Source organism: Nonomuraea wenchangensis (assembly GCF_900111685.1).
Lineage (GTDB): Bacteria > Actinomycetota > Actinomycetes > Streptosporangiales > Streptosporangiaceae > Nonomuraea > Nonomuraea wenchangensis.
In genome coordinates this window covers 223134-238009 of the sequence record NZ_FOHX01000003.1, presented here as the reverse complement: position 1 = coordinate 238009, position 14876 = coordinate 223134, and the positions used below count along the sequence as shown (strand labels likewise).

The 14876-nt window shown below is 68.9% G+C and carries 30 protein-coding genes; 28 read left to right on the top strand and 2 right to left on the bottom strand.

Annotated features, from left to right (window positions below; all coding sequences use genetic code 11):
- Positions 1–19: 19 nt before the first annotated feature.
- Genes BMW85_RS09655 through BMW85_RS09595 form a run of 16 tightly spaced genes read left to right on the top strand, consistent with a single transcriptional unit; the run spans position 20 to position 6360 of the window.
- Positions 20–430: a hypothetical protein gene (locus BMW85_RS09655; RefSeq protein ID WP_091079565.1), complete on the top strand. Its 411-nt coding sequence runs from the start codon at positions 20–22 to the stop codon at positions 428–430.
- Positions 427–660 (top strand): hypothetical protein, encoded by a 234-nt coding sequence (locus tag BMW85_RS48245; RefSeq protein WP_143082181.1) that lies wholly within the window; start codon positions 427–429, stop codon positions 658–660. Before BMW85_RS09655 ends, BMW85_RS48245 begins: the two co-directional genes overlap by 4 nt.
- Complete coding sequence (locus BMW85_RS09650; RefSeq protein ID WP_091079562.1) at positions 657–1277, top strand: hypothetical protein; 621 nt, start codon at positions 657–659, stop codon at positions 1275–1277. Before BMW85_RS48245 ends, BMW85_RS09650 begins: the two co-directional genes overlap by 4 nt.
- Entirely contained in the window at positions 1274–1768 is a 495-nt protein-coding gene (locus BMW85_RS09645; RefSeq protein WP_091079560.1) for a hypothetical protein, read from the top strand. The genes BMW85_RS09650 and BMW85_RS09645 overlap by 4 nt, the downstream gene beginning before the upstream one ends.
- Positions 1768–1965 (top strand): hypothetical protein, encoded by a 198-nt coding sequence (locus BMW85_RS09640; protein WP_091079558.1) that lies wholly within the window; start codon positions 1768–1770, stop codon positions 1963–1965. Before BMW85_RS09645 ends, BMW85_RS09640 begins: the two co-directional genes overlap by 1 nt.
- Complete coding sequence (locus BMW85_RS09635) at positions 1962–2321, top strand: hypothetical protein (RefSeq protein WP_091079557.1); 360 nt, start codon at positions 1962–1964, stop codon at positions 2319–2321. Before BMW85_RS09640 ends, BMW85_RS09635 begins: the two co-directional genes overlap by 4 nt.
- Complete coding sequence (locus tag BMW85_RS09630; protein ID WP_091079554.1) at positions 2314–2850, top strand: DUF4406 domain-containing protein; 537 nt, start codon at positions 2314–2316, stop codon at positions 2848–2850. The genes BMW85_RS09635 and BMW85_RS09630 overlap by 8 nt, the downstream gene beginning before the upstream one ends.
- A complete protein-coding gene (locus BMW85_RS09625) occupies positions 2850–3158 on the top strand; it encodes a hypothetical protein (protein ID WP_091079552.1) in 309 nt (102 codons plus the stop codon). Before BMW85_RS09630 ends, BMW85_RS09625 begins: the two co-directional genes overlap by 1 nt.
- The gene (locus BMW85_RS51855; protein WP_281249563.1) at positions 3155–3289 is read left to right on the top strand and encodes a hypothetical protein; all 135 of its coding nucleotides are present in this window, start codon (positions 3155–3157) and stop codon (positions 3287–3289) included. The genes BMW85_RS09625 and BMW85_RS51855 overlap by 4 nt, the downstream gene beginning before the upstream one ends.
- Entirely contained in the window at positions 3282–3596 is a 315-nt protein-coding gene (locus BMW85_RS09620) for a hypothetical protein (RefSeq protein ID WP_091079550.1), read from the top strand. The genes BMW85_RS51855 and BMW85_RS09620 overlap by 8 nt, the downstream gene beginning before the upstream one ends.
- Entirely contained in the window at positions 3593–3766 is a 174-nt protein-coding gene (locus tag BMW85_RS49420) for a hypothetical protein (RefSeq protein WP_177240581.1), read from the top strand. Before BMW85_RS09620 ends, BMW85_RS49420 begins: the two co-directional genes overlap by 4 nt.
- The gene (locus tag BMW85_RS09615; protein WP_091079547.1) at positions 3759–4589 is read left to right on the top strand and encodes a DNA adenine methylase; all 831 of its coding nucleotides are present in this window, start codon (positions 3759–3761) and stop codon (positions 4587–4589) included. Before BMW85_RS49420 ends, BMW85_RS09615 begins: the two co-directional genes overlap by 8 nt.
- Positions 4579–4917 carry a hypothetical protein gene (locus BMW85_RS09610; RefSeq protein ID WP_091079546.1) on the top strand — a complete coding sequence of 113 codons (339 nt, stop codon included), beginning with the start codon at positions 4579–4581 and terminating at the stop codon, positions 4915–4917. Before BMW85_RS09615 ends, BMW85_RS09610 begins: the two co-directional genes overlap by 11 nt.
- Complete coding sequence (locus BMW85_RS09605; protein ID WP_091079544.1) at positions 4910–5185, top strand: WhiB family transcriptional regulator; 276 nt, start codon at positions 4910–4912, stop codon at positions 5183–5185. Before BMW85_RS09610 ends, BMW85_RS09605 begins: the two co-directional genes overlap by 8 nt.
- A gap of 27 nt (positions 5186–5212) precedes the next feature.
- Positions 5213–5623, top strand: a complete 411-nt coding sequence (locus BMW85_RS09600; protein WP_091079542.1) for a hypothetical protein — start codon at positions 5213–5215, stop codon at positions 5621–5623.
- A complete protein-coding gene (locus BMW85_RS09595; RefSeq protein ID WP_091079540.1) occupies positions 5623–6360 on the top strand; it encodes a hypothetical protein in 738 nt (245 codons plus the stop codon). Before BMW85_RS09600 ends, BMW85_RS09595 begins: the two co-directional genes overlap by 1 nt.
- A 643-nt stretch (positions 6361–7003) precedes the next feature.
- Here BMW85_RS09595 and BMW85_RS09590 read toward each other — a convergent pair.
- A complete protein-coding gene (locus tag BMW85_RS09590; protein ID WP_143082180.1) occupies positions 7004–7228 on the bottom strand; it encodes a hypothetical protein in 225 nt (74 codons plus the stop codon).
- Between the two features lie 174 nt (positions 7229–7402).
- Between BMW85_RS09590 and BMW85_RS09585 the strand changes: the two genes are divergently transcribed.
- From BMW85_RS09585 to BMW85_RS09535, 12 genes are all read left to right on the top strand, one after another.
- Positions 7403–8020 (top strand): PDDEXK family nuclease, encoded by a 618-nt coding sequence (locus tag BMW85_RS09585; RefSeq protein ID WP_143082179.1) that lies wholly within the window; start codon positions 7403–7405, stop codon positions 8018–8020.
- A complete protein-coding gene (locus tag BMW85_RS49415) occupies positions 8020–9042 on the top strand; it encodes an LvrA C-terminal domain-related protein (protein WP_177240580.1) in 1023 nt (340 codons plus the stop codon). Before BMW85_RS09585 ends, BMW85_RS49415 begins: the two co-directional genes overlap by 1 nt.
- The gene (locus tag BMW85_RS09580; protein WP_177240579.1) at positions 9042–10649 is read left to right on the top strand and encodes an ATP-binding protein; all 1608 of its coding nucleotides are present in this window, start codon (positions 9042–9044) and stop codon (positions 10647–10649) included. The genes BMW85_RS49415 and BMW85_RS09580 overlap by 1 nt, the downstream gene beginning before the upstream one ends.
- A gap of 2 nt (positions 10650–10651) precedes the next feature.
- A complete protein-coding gene (locus tag BMW85_RS09575) occupies positions 10652–11056 on the top strand; it encodes a single-stranded DNA-binding protein (RefSeq protein WP_091079532.1) in 405 nt (134 codons plus the stop codon).
- Between the two features lie 189 nt (positions 11057–11245).
- A complete protein-coding gene (locus BMW85_RS09570) occupies positions 11246–12016 on the top strand; it encodes a hypothetical protein (protein WP_091079530.1) in 771 nt (256 codons plus the stop codon).
- Entirely contained in the window at positions 12013–12255 is a 243-nt protein-coding gene (locus tag BMW85_RS09565) for a hypothetical protein (protein ID WP_091079528.1), read from the top strand. Before BMW85_RS09570 ends, BMW85_RS09565 begins: the two co-directional genes overlap by 4 nt.
- On the top strand, positions 12252–12647 hold the full coding sequence (locus tag BMW85_RS09560; protein ID WP_091079525.1) for a hypothetical protein: 396 nt from the start codon (positions 12252–12254) through the stop codon (positions 12645–12647). The genes BMW85_RS09565 and BMW85_RS09560 overlap by 4 nt, the downstream gene beginning before the upstream one ends.
- Positions 12640–12885, top strand: coding sequence for a hypothetical protein (locus BMW85_RS09555; RefSeq protein ID WP_091079523.1), 246 nt, complete (start codon positions 12640–12642; stop codon positions 12883–12885). The genes BMW85_RS09560 and BMW85_RS09555 overlap by 8 nt, the downstream gene beginning before the upstream one ends.
- Positions 12878–13279, top strand: a complete 402-nt coding sequence (locus BMW85_RS09550) for a hypothetical protein (protein WP_091079521.1) — start codon at positions 12878–12880, stop codon at positions 13277–13279. Before BMW85_RS09555 ends, BMW85_RS09550 begins: the two co-directional genes overlap by 8 nt.
- Positions 13276–13566 carry a DUF397 domain-containing protein gene (locus BMW85_RS52295; RefSeq protein WP_091079519.1) on the top strand — a complete coding sequence of 97 codons (291 nt, stop codon included), beginning with the start codon at positions 13276–13278 and terminating at the stop codon, positions 13564–13566. The genes BMW85_RS09550 and BMW85_RS52295 overlap by 4 nt, the downstream gene beginning before the upstream one ends.
- Before the next feature lie 104 nt (positions 13567–13670).
- Positions 13671–14057 (top strand): hypothetical protein, encoded by a 387-nt coding sequence (locus tag BMW85_RS09540; protein ID WP_143082178.1) that lies wholly within the window; start codon positions 13671–13673, stop codon positions 14055–14057.
- Positions 14054–14260, top strand: coding sequence for a hypothetical protein (locus tag BMW85_RS09535; RefSeq protein WP_091079513.1), 207 nt, complete (start codon positions 14054–14056; stop codon positions 14258–14260). Before BMW85_RS09540 ends, BMW85_RS09535 begins: the two co-directional genes overlap by 4 nt.
- Positions 14261–14533: 273 nt before the next feature.
- Here the strand turns inward: BMW85_RS09535 and BMW85_RS09525 are convergent, their stop codons facing one another.
- The gene (locus tag BMW85_RS09525; RefSeq protein ID WP_091079509.1) at positions 14534–14824 is read right to left on the bottom strand and encodes a hypothetical protein; all 291 of its coding nucleotides are present in this window, start codon (positions 14822–14824) and stop codon (positions 14534–14536) included.
- Positions 14825–14876: the final 52 nt, after the last annotated feature.

The following is a 14876-nucleotide window of genomic DNA, read 5'->3' as shown; positions in this document are numbered from 1 at the left end:
TCGCACCAGGAGAACGTGAATGTCTCGCAAGACCGACCAGTTCCCCGCCCCGTCGCCGGCTGTGGTGTTCGTCACCGAGCACGCCGCTCAGCGGATCGTGGCCGAGCTGACCGCCAAGTACCAGGAGGCTGCCCGGCACGCCACCTCGATGGGCGGGACGGCCATCCAGAAGGGCGAGGAGATCGCCCAACTGGAGAAGGAGATCGCCGAGAAGCAGGCGTGGGTGATCCAGAAGGACGGCGAGAAGCGGCAGGCCGAGGCCGAGGCTCGGGCCGCGCAGGATGTCGCCAAAGGCTACGCCGACATGCTGGCCGCCGCCGGTGTCCACATCCCTCCGTTCGGCGGGGAGTTGTCGCACGCCCCGGACGGCGCCCTGGAGCGTTTCGACGCCGCCCACGCCGACCTGGAGCGCGCTGGGGGGCACTCGTGACCGCCCTGCTGTCCGGTAAGGGCCGCCACCGTCGTCGCGGCTACCGCCCTCCCCGCCCCCGCCCGGCCCGCTCGCGCGGCTCGTGGACGGGCTGGTCCAGCCTGTCGCAGCTCTTCCCCGTGGACGACTTCTCCCAGCCCCGCACGACGCCTCTCGGGATCTTCCCGATGGAGGCCCCGTTCGCCGGCTACCGGCACCCCTACGACTCCCCGGAAGGCACAGCAGCATGAGCAGCCCGCGCAACACCAGCAAGACCGACCCTCTCCTGCTCCTGGCCGACGCGATGGGTCCTGGCGGCCCGTCCGCCTCTATCGAGCGGATGGAGGCGCAGGGCCAGCGCGAGATCGTCAACTCCACCGTCCTGCCGTCCCGCCTCAACTACGGCACCGAGGACGAGCTGACCGCGCTCGGCTTCAAGCTGGGCGACAAGGTCGCCGGCGATCCGCTGTTCCGGCACGCCGAACTCCCGACCGGCTGGAAGCGCGAGGGCTCCGACCACGCCATGTGGTCGTACCTGGTTGACGAGCTGGGACGCCGGCGCGTCAGCGTCTTCTACAAGGCGGCGTTCTACGACCGGGACGCGTTCCTCAACGTCAACACCGTCTACGGCTACATCGGCGAGTGCATCAGCGAGAAGCGGACGCCGGTCCTCGACGAGGTGTGGGCGACCCGTAAGGCCGTCCACGCAGCCGCTGTAGGCCAGATCGCACAGTGCGCCAAGTACCTGGGCATGTACGACGACCGCGACGACGAGTACGGGCGCGAGCGGGCCGCTGAGCTGCGATCCGAGATCGCCGCCGCCCAGGCGCTCATTGACTCGCTGACCGCTCAGGACGGTGCCGCATGAGCGACATCACCCCCGAGAAGGTCGCCGCTACCCCTCCGACTCCGGAGAACGTCGCCGAGATGCTGACGATGGGCGACAACGACTACCACGACGGCAACTACTGGCACCCGTCGATCGGCGCTGCCGGAAACGTCGTCCACATCGGGATCACGCCCTACGCCGACGACGACGAGGGAACCAAGCTGCCCGAGGTCCACTTCCGGGCGGTCGTCGTCGAGGGCGAGCAGACCCCGATCGTGCTGGAGCGTCCCGCCACGCTGGAGGTGGAGTGGGGACCCGCCGACGAGGTCCGCTCGTGGGTGAGCCCAGACCTGTTCGTGGTCGTCAACACGATGAAGGCCACCAACGTGGGCTTCCTGACTCCCGTCGAGGCGCGGCGCTTGGCCGCTCGTCTGGCCGCACTGGCCGATGAGGCGCAGAAGCTCGCCGACGAGGAGATCGCTCGTCGTCGGGCTGAGGCCGCTCAGGCGGAGCAGGGCGGGGGTGCGTGATGGGTGCCGTCCTTCTCTTCATCGCGATCGTCGTCGGCGGCTGGGTGGCCTCCGCGTGGGCGCTGATGATGTTCGTCGGCATCCTCCACCACGAGTGGTGGCCGGTCATCCCGACGATGGGCTACGACACGGCGCTGCTGGCTTCGGCGTTCCTGACGATCACGCTGGCGCTGGTCGGACGGGGTGGTGGCAAGTGATCATCCCCACTCCCACCCCGGACCTCATCGCCGAGATGGTGGCCGACGCCATCGGCATCTACGGCTGGGCTGTGTCGCGGGACGGCAACGTCGTCTCGATCGGCGTCAGCCCGACCGACGACGACCCCGACTTCCGGGCGATCGTGGTCCCGGCTGACGCCGACCCGTTCGTGACCCTCTCCCCGGCGCTGCTGGACGCCATGCGGGCCCTGTACCGCTCCCACGTCGCCGGCGGGAGCCTTCCCGCCGACCAGGCCGCCACTCTCACGCACGAGGCTCAGGAAGCCCTGCTCGCGCTCTCGCCCGACCAGATGGCGGTACTCGCCGACGAGCAGGACGGAGACGACGATGCCTGAGCCGATGACCCCCGGCAGTGCGGTCTACATCGCCGGCCCGATGCGAGGCCGCCTCGACATGGGGTTCCCGGCGTTCCTTGCCGCTGCCGAACGGCTGCGTGCTCTCGGCTACGAGGTGCGCTGCCCGGCCGAGCCTAACCCCGACGCAGGTTTCGACCCGCACGACCTGCGCCCGGCTCTCGCCAACGTCCTGTCATGGATCGTGCAGTCCGCTGACGCGGTCGTGGTCCTTCCCGGCTGGGAGCAGTCCAAAGGCTGCCGGGCGGAGATAGCGGCAGCACAGGCCGTCGGCACTCCCGTCCACGAGCTGGAGGCGTTCCTGGCCCTCGCGGGAGACGCCCCGCAGGTGGAGGCGGGGCACGATTCCGCACTCCGCGCCAAGGCCGAGACCCGGCTCCGCGAACTCGCCAACGCCGAGGACGCCTACCGCGAGATCGGCAACCGGGCGGGGGCGGCACGCCAGGACTACGCCGCCGCCGAGATCCGCTCCCTGCTCGGCATCGAGTGGAAGCCGGGCGGGGGCGCGTGATGGGCGCCCTCGACAAGCTGGAGACGTTGGCGGTGTTCTTCAACGACGCCGCCAACGGCACCCTGCTGCTCGTCATCGCGCTGCTGGCTCTGGTCCTCGCCGCCGTAGGAGTGGTGTGGCTGAGGGACCGCCTCAACCGCCTGCCCGCCCGCCGTCCGAACGCCGGCCTCGACGTGCTCGACCCGGCAGCCGACACCCGCGAACTCGCCCCGCCGCTCCGGGTGGAGCACGTCGTCCGCGACGCCCTCGGCGACGAAGCCGACCGGCTGACCGCCGAATGGGACCGGCAATGGGGGCGTGACCGGTGATCTCCTTCGCTGCCCGCCTGTACGTGTACGGGCTCGCCTGGGTGGCCGAGAAGACCGCCCGAGCCTGCGCCCGCGTGGACGCCCTGCTGCCCGTGGACCTTCACGACGTCGAGGAGGGCGACGGTGAATGACCTCCGGACCTGCTGCCAGCAGGCGATCAATGACGGCAAGGCGGTGCGTGGCTGGTGCTCTGCCTGCTACCAGCGGTGGAAGCGGGCCGGGCGCCCCGCGGAGGGGCCTCCTCCGCCGATGTCTCGCGAGGACGCCCGGCAACTCGCCATCGCGTCTGTCCGCGCCAACGCTGCGGCCAGACGCGAGGACTACAGGGAGTTGCGGTCCTGGGGTGAGCCTCGCGACCAGGCTGCCGCCCGGATCGGCGTCACCTGGCGGACGGCGGGGCGCTACGAGCGAGTCCTGCGCGAGCGGGTGACGGCATGACCAGCCTCCTCCCGTGCTGCCAGCAGGCCGCCCTCGACGGCTCCACCCCTGCCGACCACTACCGGGTGTGCGACGCCCGAGCCGAGGACCCGCAAGACGAGGTCCTGTTCGACCTGCCCGACCCCAAGACCGCCGCGCCGGTCACCCCTAAGGGGGCGGCCGATGCCTAAGCCCCCACTCACGTACTACGGCGGTAAGACGACTCTCGCCGAGAAGATCGTGCGCCTGCTGCCCACCCACGAGCACTACGTGGAGCCGTTCGCCGGGTCACTCGCGGTGCTGCTGGCCAAGACGCCGTCCCGGATGGAGACGGTCAATGACCTGGACCAGGACTTGATGGCGTTCTGGAGGATTCTCCGAGACCGGCCCGCGGACCTAGAGCGGGTGTGCGCGCTGACGCCACACTCCCGCGCCGAGCACACGGCCGCGTACGAGCCCGCCGCCGACGAGCTGGAGCAGGCCCGCCGCGTGTGGGTGAGGCTCACCCAGGGCCGCGGCGGCACCCTGCGCAACACGGGCTGGCGGCACTATGTCCGACCGGTCGGTTCCACCGGGATGCCCGACTACCTCGCCGCGTACGTGACCCGGATCGCGGCCGCGGCTCAGCGGCTGGCCGCGGTCTCGCTGGAGTGCCGCCCCGCCCTGGACGTGATCGCCTCCTACGGCAAGCACCGCGAGGTCTGCCTGTACGTCGATCCGCCTTACCTCGCATCGACGAGGACGAGCGTCAACTACCTGCACGAGATGCCGCGCGAGGACCAGCACGTTGAACTCGCCAAAGCGCTGCTCGACTGCGACGCCGCGGTGGTGCTGTCTGGCTACGACTCACCGCTGTACGACGACCTGTATGGCAGCTGGCACCGGGTGGAGATCCCGACGGCAACCGGGCAGGCGCAGAAGTGGTCGGCCCGCACCGAGGTCCTGTGGTCGAACCGCCCGTTCCCGAACGTCACCCCGTCCCTGTTCGACGAGGAGGCGGCCGATGCGTCCTGAACCGACGTCGGTCACGCTGCCGGTCCCTGTGGTGGACATCGAGGCGATCGTACGCGGCGAGTTCAAGCTCCACGAGCAGCATGCCCGTGACCGCGCCTGCGTGGACGCCGCGGCCTACTTCGAGGCTCGCGCCGGCGAACTCCGCGCGAACCCGACGCTGTCCGATCCGCTCGCGTACGCACTCGCCCAGCGCTGCCACACGAGGGGCGGCGTCGTCCACGACCACCCGAGCCTGGTGGCCGCGGTCGCCTACAAGGCGGTAGCGGCAGCGCTCTCCCTTGGAGACCCCACCCGAAACGACGAAACGGAGACGACATCCCATGACTAGCCCTGGATCGGGCTGGCGCCGCCGCGCCGCCTGCCGCTCCATCGACCCCGAGATGTTCTTCCCGATCGGCAACACCGGTGCCGCCCTTCTGCAGATCGAGAAGGCCAAGAAGGTCTGCGGCGGCTGCCGCGTCATCAGTTCTTGCAAGGAGTGGGCGCTGGCGAATGGCGTGGTCGGTGTGTGGGGCGGAACCACCGACGCCGAGCGCGACGCCATCAAACGCCGCCGCCAGCGTGCCGCAAGCCGCGCCGCTGCTTCCGCAACCTGACCACCACGCACCCCGAGGACTTCAACGATGAGAGCACGCAACCCCCAGGACTACAGCCCGGACGAGTTCGACGCCGTCGTGGCGCTGATCCAGCACGACCCCGGCGTCCGCGCAGACATCGAGGCGATCACCGGGCAAACCCTCGACGGCAAGACGCCGCGCGAGCTGTTCGACCTGTTCCGCGCCCTCGAAGGGGCGACGCAGGTCCAGTCGGTCGTGGTCCGCTACGGGCAGGCCAAGCGGGCGCTGCGGCAGACCCGCGCCGAACTGGCCGAGCCGATCGAGCTGCCGCCGTCCGTCGCCGACTACGTGGCCAGCCTCCAAGCGAAGGTCGACGAGGAGAAGCACAAGCGCAAGAACGCCGAGGCGGCGCTGGAACGGGCCACCGCACGCCCGAGCCTGACCGCTGTCCCCGCGGACCGGAAGGCGGCCGGCTGATGGGCGCCGTCGACATCTTCGGCACCTCCTCCAGCGTGGCCTGCTACCGGGTCCGGCTGCAGATCCTCGACAAGATCGTGGGAGGGGTTCCGTCGTCGCCGTCCGTCATCAAGGGCTGGCTGAAGACCCGCATGGACATCGGCGACCGGCACCTGCAAGAGCTCGTGCAGAAGACCCTCACGGAGCGGTTCCCGGACCGTCAGCCGTCCGCGGACGAGCTCGCCGACGCGCTCATGGAGTCCGACGCCGCCCCGTCGATCAACGGGTTCAAACGCGTCCCCGACACGGGCGAGCTCGCCTACGAGGGCCGGTGCATGAAGGCGGCGCTGAAGGAGTGGGCGAACTCGGCCTACCCCGGCGTCGACTGGGACGGCAAGACCGCCACCGGAAGCGACGTGGGCCGGCCGCTGCCGAAGGGCTTCCGGAAGGGGCTGATGGCGACCCTGTCGGAGCGGGTGTTCGTCCCCGACGTGTACATCGGGCTCGGTGTGAAGGAGCCCACCGGCGTTGAGGAGCGCATCAAGCACGTCATGACCCCGCAGGGGCCCCGCTCGTCGATCAACCGCGTCGAGTACGTCCAGTCGCCGGTCCTGGAGTTCGAGCTGAAGGTCCACGACGACTTCCTCACCCCGCAAGCCTGGGGGCGCATCTGGGAGCGCGGCGAGGACATCGGCGTCGGCGCCGACCGCGGCCGGTCGGACGGCAAGTTCGAGCTGCTGGCCTGGGAGCGGATCTGATGGACGCCCTCTTCTGCGACGCCGTGACCGATACGGCTAGCCACCCCTGCGCGACAAACCAGCACCGCCCCGTCCAGGCCGACACTCCACGCCTTGCTCACACTCCCGCCGCGCCGACAAGCCCAGCCCCGTCTCGTTCCCGCCAAATCACACCGACATGCCAGACCCTTCCATCCCTCGCCACGCCGACGAGCCGAGCCTTCCCACGGCAACGCGACTACCCACGCCGGCCCATGCGCTACCCCCGGCCGACTTGTCCACGCCGGCCCAGCCGCTCCGCGCCGACACACCTCGCCTACCCGGCGACAGTCCTCGACGACATGCCACGCCCACCCGCTCCTGGCCGACAGCCCCGGACACGACACGTTCTCGCCAGGCCGACCCGACAATCCGGGCCCGACCCGAACCGGCCGACATGCCGAGCCGTGCCACAGGGCTCTCCGCGCCACTGGCGACGGACCAGCTTCATGACCATGCCTTCAGCTGACACCTGAGCTGGTCACCACACGAAAACGGGCCGCCCGCTACAGGGCGGGCGGCCCTCGGAACACGCGAAAGGAGGCGGGCACAGATGGCACCAGGAATGGCGACCACGCAGGCCGGGGGAGGCGTCATGACCTCTTCCGGTACCCGCCAAACCAGATCAGGAGTCGGAGCGCGGCGCGCGAGGACGCCGGCCGCGGGGGCGGGCAACGCCGGCCTCGCGCACGATCTTCGCCACGTAGTCCACGGAGTACGTGAAGTTGATCGCCTGGGCGATCTCCGTGGCGGTCGCGTCGCTGGTCTCGGCAGCCTTCACGATCGCGTCGCGCAGCCGCTTCGGCGCTTCGTTGTAGGCGGTCGCGGCTTCTACCAGTTCAGCGGTCATCTCGGGCTCCACTCCTTCAGCGTCTCATGTGCGCGTTACCACAACCTGATGATAAAACACGCATCTTTTGCGTGTCCTCATAACTGGCTCTCTTAACACGTACTGAGTGCGTATTATGAGACATAGGTCCACCTGTCCCACTGGCACCACCAGCACGGAAGGTCCTCCCGCACCTTGAACATCCGCGCTGTCCCGTTGACCTACAACGGGACCACCTACCGCTCAACACTCGAAGCGGATTGGGCAGCCACGTTCGACACGCTCGGCTGGTACTACGAGTACGAGCCATGGGCCGTCGACCTCGGCGGTGGCGTCCGCTACCTCGCAGACTTTCGGCTTCCCGGCCAGAACGTCTGGTGCGAGGTGAAGGGGGGCCACAATCAGCGACTGCACAAGACGCGCCAGTTCCATAAGGCTGTCGCGGCACCCGACGAGCCTGGCGGCGAGCTTGTCGTCATCCTCAGGGCCGCAGGCGAGCCGGGTCGATCTGCCAACTGGCATGCGGTGGCCGGCGACTATCGCATCGCGATCGGCCAGTGCGAGGTCTGTGAAGAGTGGTGCTTCACGCAGACCCGCCTCGACGGGCGGTTCTGTCGGCATTGCGGGACCGAGGACGGTCTGATCCACAATCGGCAGTACATCTCCGCGGTTGCTGCTGTCGCCCATCAGCGCAACATGACGCGCAAGACGGGGAACGCCGGCCGGGATTACGTCAAGGAGCAATTCGGCGAGTTCGGCCGCCTGTCGTTCGCCAGAGCCCCGCGGCCTGCGGCCCGTAGGAGGTCTGCCTGATGGCTGCCGCGGCGGAGATTTACATCGAACTGGTCGTCAACTTCGCCGAGGACCCGAAGGTGCGCAGCCTGCTTCGATACGGCCCCGACGTACGCGGCCTGCGGGATCTGTACGTGCAGATGGCTCTGTACTGCAAGCGCAACCTGTCGGACGGTTTCGTGCCGGAGGAAGAGGTCGGCATCCTCGTCTACCCCGACACGTGGGACAACGGGCTGCGCGACGCTGAGCGGCTGGTGCAGGCCCGTCTGCTGGAACGGGTCGAAGGCGGCTTTCTGGTGTGCGCCTACGGGAAGCGGAACCGCACGAGAGCTGAGGTGCTTCGGCTTGCCGAGGACAAGGCCGCTGGCGGGACCTTGGGGAACCACATCCGGTGGCACCAGAAGAAGGGGCAGTTCAACGAGGCATGCATCCACTGCCGGTCCGGCATGGATCGCTCCACCGATCGCACCTCCGACTCGGTTACCGATCGGGTGGGCGAGTCGCACACCGAATCGTCTCCCTCCTCAAACGGGGCCCGAAGGACCGGGGAAGGGGCGGTTGAGGCGGAAGAGGGCGCGCCATCAGTCAACGGCTCCCACTTCGAGCCGATCCCCGGAATGGACTCTGACCTGCACGACCACAATGCACGTCGCACACCGATCGCTGGAGCGAGTCGGGAGCGATCGCCAGAGACAGAGACAGAGACAGAGACAAAAGAAAAGACCCCCCCTACCCCCCCAGGGGGAAAGCGCCGCAAGCGGCGCTCGAATGCCGAGGACTACGAATCCGACCCTGACTTCGTCCGCTTCTGGGAAATCTACCCCGAGAAAGGCGGCAAGTTCGACGCCTTCAAGGCATGGCAGGCAGCCGTAGCCCGCGGTGACAACCCCGAACTGATCATCCAAGCCGCGGCATGGTTCCGCGACGACCCCCGCCGCAACCCAGACCGCACCAAATGGGCTCAGGGCTGGCTCAATGGCCGGCGCTACAAGGAGCAACGACCCACCCGCAGACCCGTCGCCAACGAATTCTGGAACAACTAATGGACATCCTCAACGACCTCGTTCTCCCTCGGCTCGAAGGCGTCCGCGCCCAGCCTGGGGGCTACATGGCGCTGTGTCCCGCCCACCCGGACAACAAGCAGAGCCTGTCCGTCACCCGCGGCAAAGAGCAGCCTGTGGTCTTCCACTGCCACGCGATGTGCGAGACGGAGGACATCCTCGCCGCGCTCGGCCTGTCGTGGCCCGACCTGTGCAAGCCGCGAGAGCAACGCGACCAGCACGCCGAGTGGACTCCGCGCGGACCGGCGGTCGCCGTCTACGACTACGTCGACGAGGACGGCAAGCTGCTGTTCCAGGTGATGCGCACCGCCGACAAGCAGTTCCCGTGCCGCGTGCCGGACCCGTCACGCCCCAAGGGATGGAGTTGGAGACTCGGCGACACCCGGCGCCCGCTCTACCGGCTGCCGAAGGTCATCGAGGGCATCCGCGATGGCCACGTCATCTTCATCACCGAGGGCGAGAAAGATGTCCACACGCTGGAGAAACAGGGTCTCGTGGCCACCTGCAACCCCGGCGGCGCCGGCAAGTGGCGACCGGAGTACACCGAGGTCTTCCGCGAGGCTGATGTCACGATCATCTGCGACCGTGACGATGCCGGCGAAGCGCACGCCCGTCAGGTCCGTGATGCGCTCCTTGGTGTCGCCTCGTCAATCCGCCTCGTGGAGCCCGCGGTAGGCAAGGACGCCACTGACCACTTCGCTGCTGGCAAGAAGCTTCCAGATCTGGTGCCGATCTGGACGAGCGAGGAAGAGTCCAAGCCCGACCTTGCGCCGGACCTGTGGGAGTTCATCTCAGTCGACGACACCGACTACGACTGGGTCGTTCCCAACCTGCTTGAGCGTGGCGATCGGCTGGTGTGGACCGGGTTCGAGGGCCTGGGCAAGTCCATGGCGATTCGCCAGATGGCGGTCATGGTCGCTGCGGGCCTGCACCCGTTCAAGTGGACCGACATCCCGCCTATGCGGGTTCTGCTGATCGACTGCGAGAACTCCGAGCAGCAGTCCCGCCGTAAGTTTCGCCCACTCGCCGCCTGCTCCATCAAATTCGGCCACCGCGTTCCGGATGGCGCCCTGCGGCTCATCCATCGGCCAGCAGGCATCGACGTTCTTCGAGCCGACGACGCCGCCTGGCTGCTTGAGCGGGTTACCGCCCACAAGCCCGACCTGCTGTTCATCGGCCCCTTCTACCGTCTGCACGCAGGCAACATCAACGACGAAGACGCCGCCCGCAAGACCGTGGCCGTCCTCGACCAGGCCCGAGTCCTGGGCGACTGCGCCATGGTCATCGAGGCACATGCCGGCCACGGGGGGCAGGGCGAGCAAGGCAAGAACCGCTCCGTACGCCCCGTCGGCTCCAGCCTGCTGCTGCGCTGGCCGGAGTTCGGGTTCGGCATCGCACCCGACGATCCCGACATGCGCGATGGCGAGCGCTGCCGCACCGTCGCCGTGAAGGCATGGCGCGGCGCCCGAGACGACCGCGACTGGCCCACCCGCCTCACCTACGGCGGCGAAGGTAGCTGGCCCTGGCAGATCGCCCCCGACTTCATCCCGGCACCTGGCTGGGAGTCCAACGCGCGAAGGAGCGCCTAGACATGTCCGCACCCATCACCCTCACCGGCCGCATGGCCGGCGATCCCGAGCTGAAGTTCACCCAGCAGGGCAAGGCGATTGCCCGCTTCACCGTCGTCACGTCCCGCCGCCGCAAGAACGGCGACCAGTGGGAAGACGCTGACACCACGTTCTGGACGTGCACGGCGTGGGAGCAGCTCGCCGAGCACATCACCGAGAACCTTCGCAAGGGCGCCGCGGTGGTGGTGTCCGGGCAGGCGTTCCAGTCGAACTGGGAGAAGGACGGTGTCAAGCAGTCCCGCATCGAGGTGCGGGTCGAGGCGGCCGGCCCGAACCTGCGCTGGCCGGCGAAGGCTGCCGAGCGGTCGACCGGCGGCGGTGACGACCCGTGGGCGAACGGCGGCGCGCCTGATGCGCCTCCCTTCTAACCCGTGCCCGAGCTGCGGCGGCTGCCTGCCGGGCGAAGGTCCTGCCTCGCTGGTGTGCCGCTGCGGCTCGAACTGGGGCCCGCCGTTACGGGAGCTGATCCGCCTCCTGGACGAGGTGCTCTCGGATCCGCCCCCTCCTGACCCGGCGCCTTCGCCGGCGCTTCCTGTTCCTGACCCGAAGGAGGTCCCGTGAACGGCGAAGATCTTCGCTACCTGCTGAAAGTCCGCGAGGACATCTCCAGGGCGATGAACGACACCCGGTTCCCGAACCCGAACCGGTGGGGCGGCGACCTGCGCATGTTCGTCGTGACCGCGATCTGGGTTCTCGGGGTGGAGCGTGCTCCCCGAGGCGCGCGGATCAAGCGGACGTGCGAGGTGATGGGGCTGGACAACTTCCGGTTTTGGGAGTTGATCCGCTCTGACTTGCCCCGGTACGAGCCGGACCCGGAACCGTACGACGCCGGGTGCGTGGCCGAGCTGCCGCGGGCGAAGCGCCTGTGCGGGCGTAGCCCGATGGTCGGTTTCCAGGTGACGAACCCTGTGGATGGCACCTGGCAGATGGCCCGCTTCTGCTCCCGTCACCGGCAGGAGGCGGACGCCGCGAATGCGGCCGAGAAGCGGCGCCGTGACGCCGGCCTTCCGGTGCCGTTGCCGAACCGGGGCGGTCTGCTGCCGTGCTACCTGCCGTGGGACTGGGAGAAGAACTACCGCAAGGCGGACGGGTCGTGGGCGCCGCCAAAGGTCGGGATCCGCGCCGACGACTGGCCGGTCCTGGCCCGCGTGGAGGCCGCACGCCCAGTCCCGCCCGTCCTGTCCGTTGTGCTCGGCGGCCTGGAACTGCCCACACCCAGCCTGGAAGAGGCGGACGACGCCGTTCCCGCCCCCCTGCACCTGATCAGTGCCCCCGTGCTCGACACCCCTCCCGCTCTTACCCGACAGTCCAGGAAGGACCACCAATGAGCGACACCAAGACCGCGACGGAAGCGGAGATCCGCGCCGACGAGCGCGCCCGCTGCGTCGCCGAACTGCGCGCCTACGCCGAACCTCGGCTGAATGACGCCGTCGCCGATGTCTCGGCGGGCAAGAGTGGCGGCATCGCCGTGGTTATCCAGGCCACAGCGATGGGCTTGGCCGCGAGCCTGCTGGAGTCCGGCGAACTGTCCGACGCCGAGCACGGGGGCGAGGTGTCCGCCCGATGAGCCTGCCAACCGCCGACGAGGTGTTCGCGAAGGCCGCCGAGGGGTCGCCGTTCTCGAACGGCACCGAGGGCTACGCCTGGATGGCGAACAACTGCCACCGCTGCGTGCACGACAAGCCCGCCCGCAACGACGACTACGAGAACGCCTGCCCGATCATCCTCGTCGCCTACACGGGCAAGACGCCGGCGGAGTGGCTACGCAAGGACGAGTTCCGGCTGGGCGACCAGTACACGTGCCTGTACTTCCGCGACGAGGACGACGGCGGGCCGGGCGAGCCGACTCCGATCCCGGACCCTCCCGGCCAGGAGGGGCTGTTCCCCCGAGACGAGTTCGAGCGGCCCGCGCGGATGTTCGCCGACACGAGGCCGCAGGAGGTGGCTGTCCGTGGCTGACACCTCCGAGAAGACTCTCGCCCCGGTCGCCGACGTGGACCGCTTTGAGGTGGTCGCCGAGGGCGACTCGCTGATCGTCGCCTGCCCTGACCTTTCGTGCAGGACACGGCAGCGCGTGGCTACGGACTGGCACGCCACGATCGGCGAGCTCCGTCGCGCTGCCAGCGGCCACGAGCACACCTACCCCGCCCTCATCCCGTCCAAAGCCGCCGAAGAGGAGACCCCCGACCATGGCTGAGATCACGACTGAGAAGACCCTCGCCGGCGAACTCCGAGAGGCGGCAGCGCGGCTGCGCGAGAGCGGCGGCAACGCGCTAGCAGGCCCGTGGGAGTCGCTCGACAACGGCGACCGCCTCGTGGCGTGGCGGAACGTTCCCGGTACGGACTTCGACGACGACTTCGAGTACGTCCTCGACGAGCCGCTGGAGAAGGAGACCGCAGAGTGGATGGCTCTGGTGAACCCGCTCCTGGCTGAGCCTCTGGCCTCCTGGCTGGAGAAGACGGCCAAGAAGTTCGACGACGAGGTTCGAGGACGTCTGCACGACACCTGCGACGGCGCGATCGGCGAGGACTGCTACTGCTTCCGTGAGGCCCTGGCTGTGGCTCGTGTCCTGAACGGGTCCGCGTCGTGACCGCCTGGCGTACGGCGAGCGCCTGCAACGCCGGGTCCTGCGTCGAGGTGGCGCCGCTCGCGGACGGGGGCGGCGTGTTGGTGCGGGACGGCAAGGATCCGGACGGGCCCTCGCTGCGATTCGACGGCGATGAGTGGGCGGCGTTCCTGGCGGGGGTCCGCGCCGGAGAGTTCGACCTGACCGCCCTCGCGGCGCGAACGGCGGGGGACGGCTCGGGCGGGGATGCCCGTAGCGGGCCCCAGAGGCCGTCTCTCGCCGAGTTTGAGGCCGCTCCGGTCTCCCGGTAGCGGACAGCGGAGCGCTAGGCGATTCAGCGTGGCTTCTGGCGCTCCGCTGTCCGCTCACCAGTCCGAGAAAGATCACGGATCTTGACTCTCAAGATCGCTATTCGATGGAGGAATCGAACAACATGGCAGACAACTGCTGGATTCTCGTCAACGCCGAGACCGGTGCCCTGTGGGACAACGGGGACCTTCAGCCGCACTTCAGGTCCAGTGATGACGCAGCCAAGGAAACTGAGCCGGGCTGGGTCCCGCGCCAGCGCGAGCAGTCATGCCTGTTCGTGGAATGCGGCTGCCCGGACTGCACCGAGATGTTCGACGAGTCCGGCGAGGGCTACATCGTCCACTTCGACAACGCGGCTGACGCGTCCACGGTCACCGAGGCGGAGTGGACCAAGCACCCGGATGGAACCTACCGGTGTGTCGCGTGCAGCCCTGGCGGCGACTGTGACTGCCTGACCGCTCCCGCCTCCCACCAGTCCGGGGAGGCGTCGTGACCGTCTCCGACCACCTGTTCAACGCCGTCCATCCCGCACTCCGGTCCGTCGGAGCGTGGCTGCCCCTCTCGGACCGGCAGAAGGTGGCGGCGGAGATCGAGAGCTACCTGCGCCGCCACGACGTGCTCCTGGTGGACGCCCGGTACCTGCACGGGCGGGAGCATGCCGCCGAGAACGCAGACCGGGCAGGGGAGGCGTCCTGATGGCCGTCGATGTCCGCTCCCAAGCCTGCTCATACCTGCGAGCAGGCAAGGTCACAGTGTTCGCGGCCACCGGCCGAGACGACAACGACCGCCCGCTGGCTGTACGTGCGCATATGCAGGGACAGTCCGGCCGCTACTTCGTGCGACGCAACTACGACGGGCGATGGCTGTGCTCGTGCGAGACGGGCGAGGCCGACTGCCCCCACGTTGCCGCCGTCCAGCTCGTGACGGGGCATGACGGGCCCGCCAGCAGGACAGGGGAGTCCCGGTGACCTACTCGGGGGAGCCGTCAGTGGAAGGCTGTTCGACCCGCTGGCTGTGGAGCAGCCACTCGCGGACCTTCTGCCAGCACCAGGCGGGGGTGCCGTTGACGGTGGCGACCGGTTCGGGCATGGGCGTTTCGCGGGGGCGGAGGCCGGAGCGCGCGGGGGAGCCCTTGGCCACCCAGGCGCGCCGGTACTTCTCCCAGTTGCGGACGGTGCTCATGGGGAACTCCGCCTCGAACTCGTCGCGCGCGCGGTCGATGATCTCGGCGTATCCAACGACGTCATGGTTGTGGCTCACGCGATCAGCGTACCGACGGCGGCGTGGCGGTCAAGCCGTTCTTGGCTCGGTC

Bases quoted from the DNA above. Each gene is read 5' to 3' on its own strand.
- BMW85_RS09655 (WP_091079565.1), top strand. From the start codon at position 20: ATGTCTCGCAAGACCGACCAGTTCCCCGCCCCGTCGCCGGCTGTGGTG.
- BMW85_RS09650 (WP_091079562.1), top strand. From the start codon at position 657: ATGAGCAGCCCGCGCAACACCAGCAAGACCGACCCTCTCCTGCTCCTG.
- BMW85_RS09645 (WP_091079560.1), top strand. From the start codon at position 1,274: ATGAGCGACATCACCCCCGAGAAGGTCGCCGCTACCCCTCCGACTCCG.
- BMW85_RS09640 (WP_091079558.1), top strand. From the start codon at position 1,768: ATGGGTGCCGTCCTTCTCTTCATCGCGATCGTCGTCGGCGGCTGGGTG.
- BMW85_RS09630 (WP_091079554.1), top strand. From the start codon at position 2,314: ATGCCTGAGCCGATGACCCCCGGCAGTGCGGTCTACATCGCCGGCCCG.
- BMW85_RS09625 (WP_091079552.1), top strand. From the start codon at position 2,850: ATGGGCGCCCTCGACAAGCTGGAGACGTTGGCGGTGTTCTTCAACGAC.
- BMW85_RS49420 (WP_177240581.1), top strand. From the start codon at position 3,593: ATGACCAGCCTCCTCCCGTGCTGCCAGCAGGCCGCCCTCGACGGCTCC.
- BMW85_RS09615 (WP_091079547.1), top strand. From the start codon at position 3,759: ATGCCTAAGCCCCCACTCACGTACTACGGCGGTAAGACGACTCTCGCC.
- BMW85_RS09610 (WP_091079546.1), top strand. From the start codon at position 4,579: ATGCGTCCTGAACCGACGTCGGTCACGCTGCCGGTCCCTGTGGTGGAC.
- BMW85_RS09605 (WP_091079544.1), top strand. From the start codon at position 4,910: ATGACTAGCCCTGGATCGGGCTGGCGCCGCCGCGCCGCCTGCCGCTCC.
- BMW85_RS09600 (WP_091079542.1), top strand. From the start codon at position 5,213: ATGAGAGCACGCAACCCCCAGGACTACAGCCCGGACGAGTTCGACGCC.
- BMW85_RS09595 (WP_091079540.1), top strand. From the start codon at position 5,623: ATGGGCGCCGTCGACATCTTCGGCACCTCCTCCAGCGTGGCCTGCTAC.
- BMW85_RS09590 (WP_143082180.1), bottom strand. From the start codon at position 7,228: ATGACCGCTGAACTGGTAGAAGCCGCGACCGCCTACAACGAAGCGCCG.
- BMW85_RS49415 (WP_177240580.1), top strand. From the start codon at position 8,020: ATGGCTGCCGCGGCGGAGATTTACATCGAACTGGTCGTCAACTTCGCC.
- BMW85_RS09580 (WP_177240579.1), top strand. From the start codon at position 9,042: ATGGACATCCTCAACGACCTCGTTCTCCCTCGGCTCGAAGGCGTCCGC.
- BMW85_RS09575 (WP_091079532.1), top strand. From the start codon at position 10,652: ATGTCCGCACCCATCACCCTCACCGGCCGCATGGCCGGCGATCCCGAG.
- BMW85_RS09565 (WP_091079528.1), top strand. From the start codon at position 12,013: ATGAGCGACACCAAGACCGCGACGGAAGCGGAGATCCGCGCCGACGAG.
- BMW85_RS09560 (WP_091079525.1), top strand. From the start codon at position 12,252: ATGAGCCTGCCAACCGCCGACGAGGTGTTCGCGAAGGCCGCCGAGGGG.
- BMW85_RS09550 (WP_091079521.1), top strand. From the start codon at position 12,878: ATGGCTGAGATCACGACTGAGAAGACCCTCGCCGGCGAACTCCGAGAG.
- BMW85_RS09540 (WP_143082178.1), top strand. From the start codon at position 13,671: ATGGAGGAATCGAACAACATGGCAGACAACTGCTGGATTCTCGTCAAC.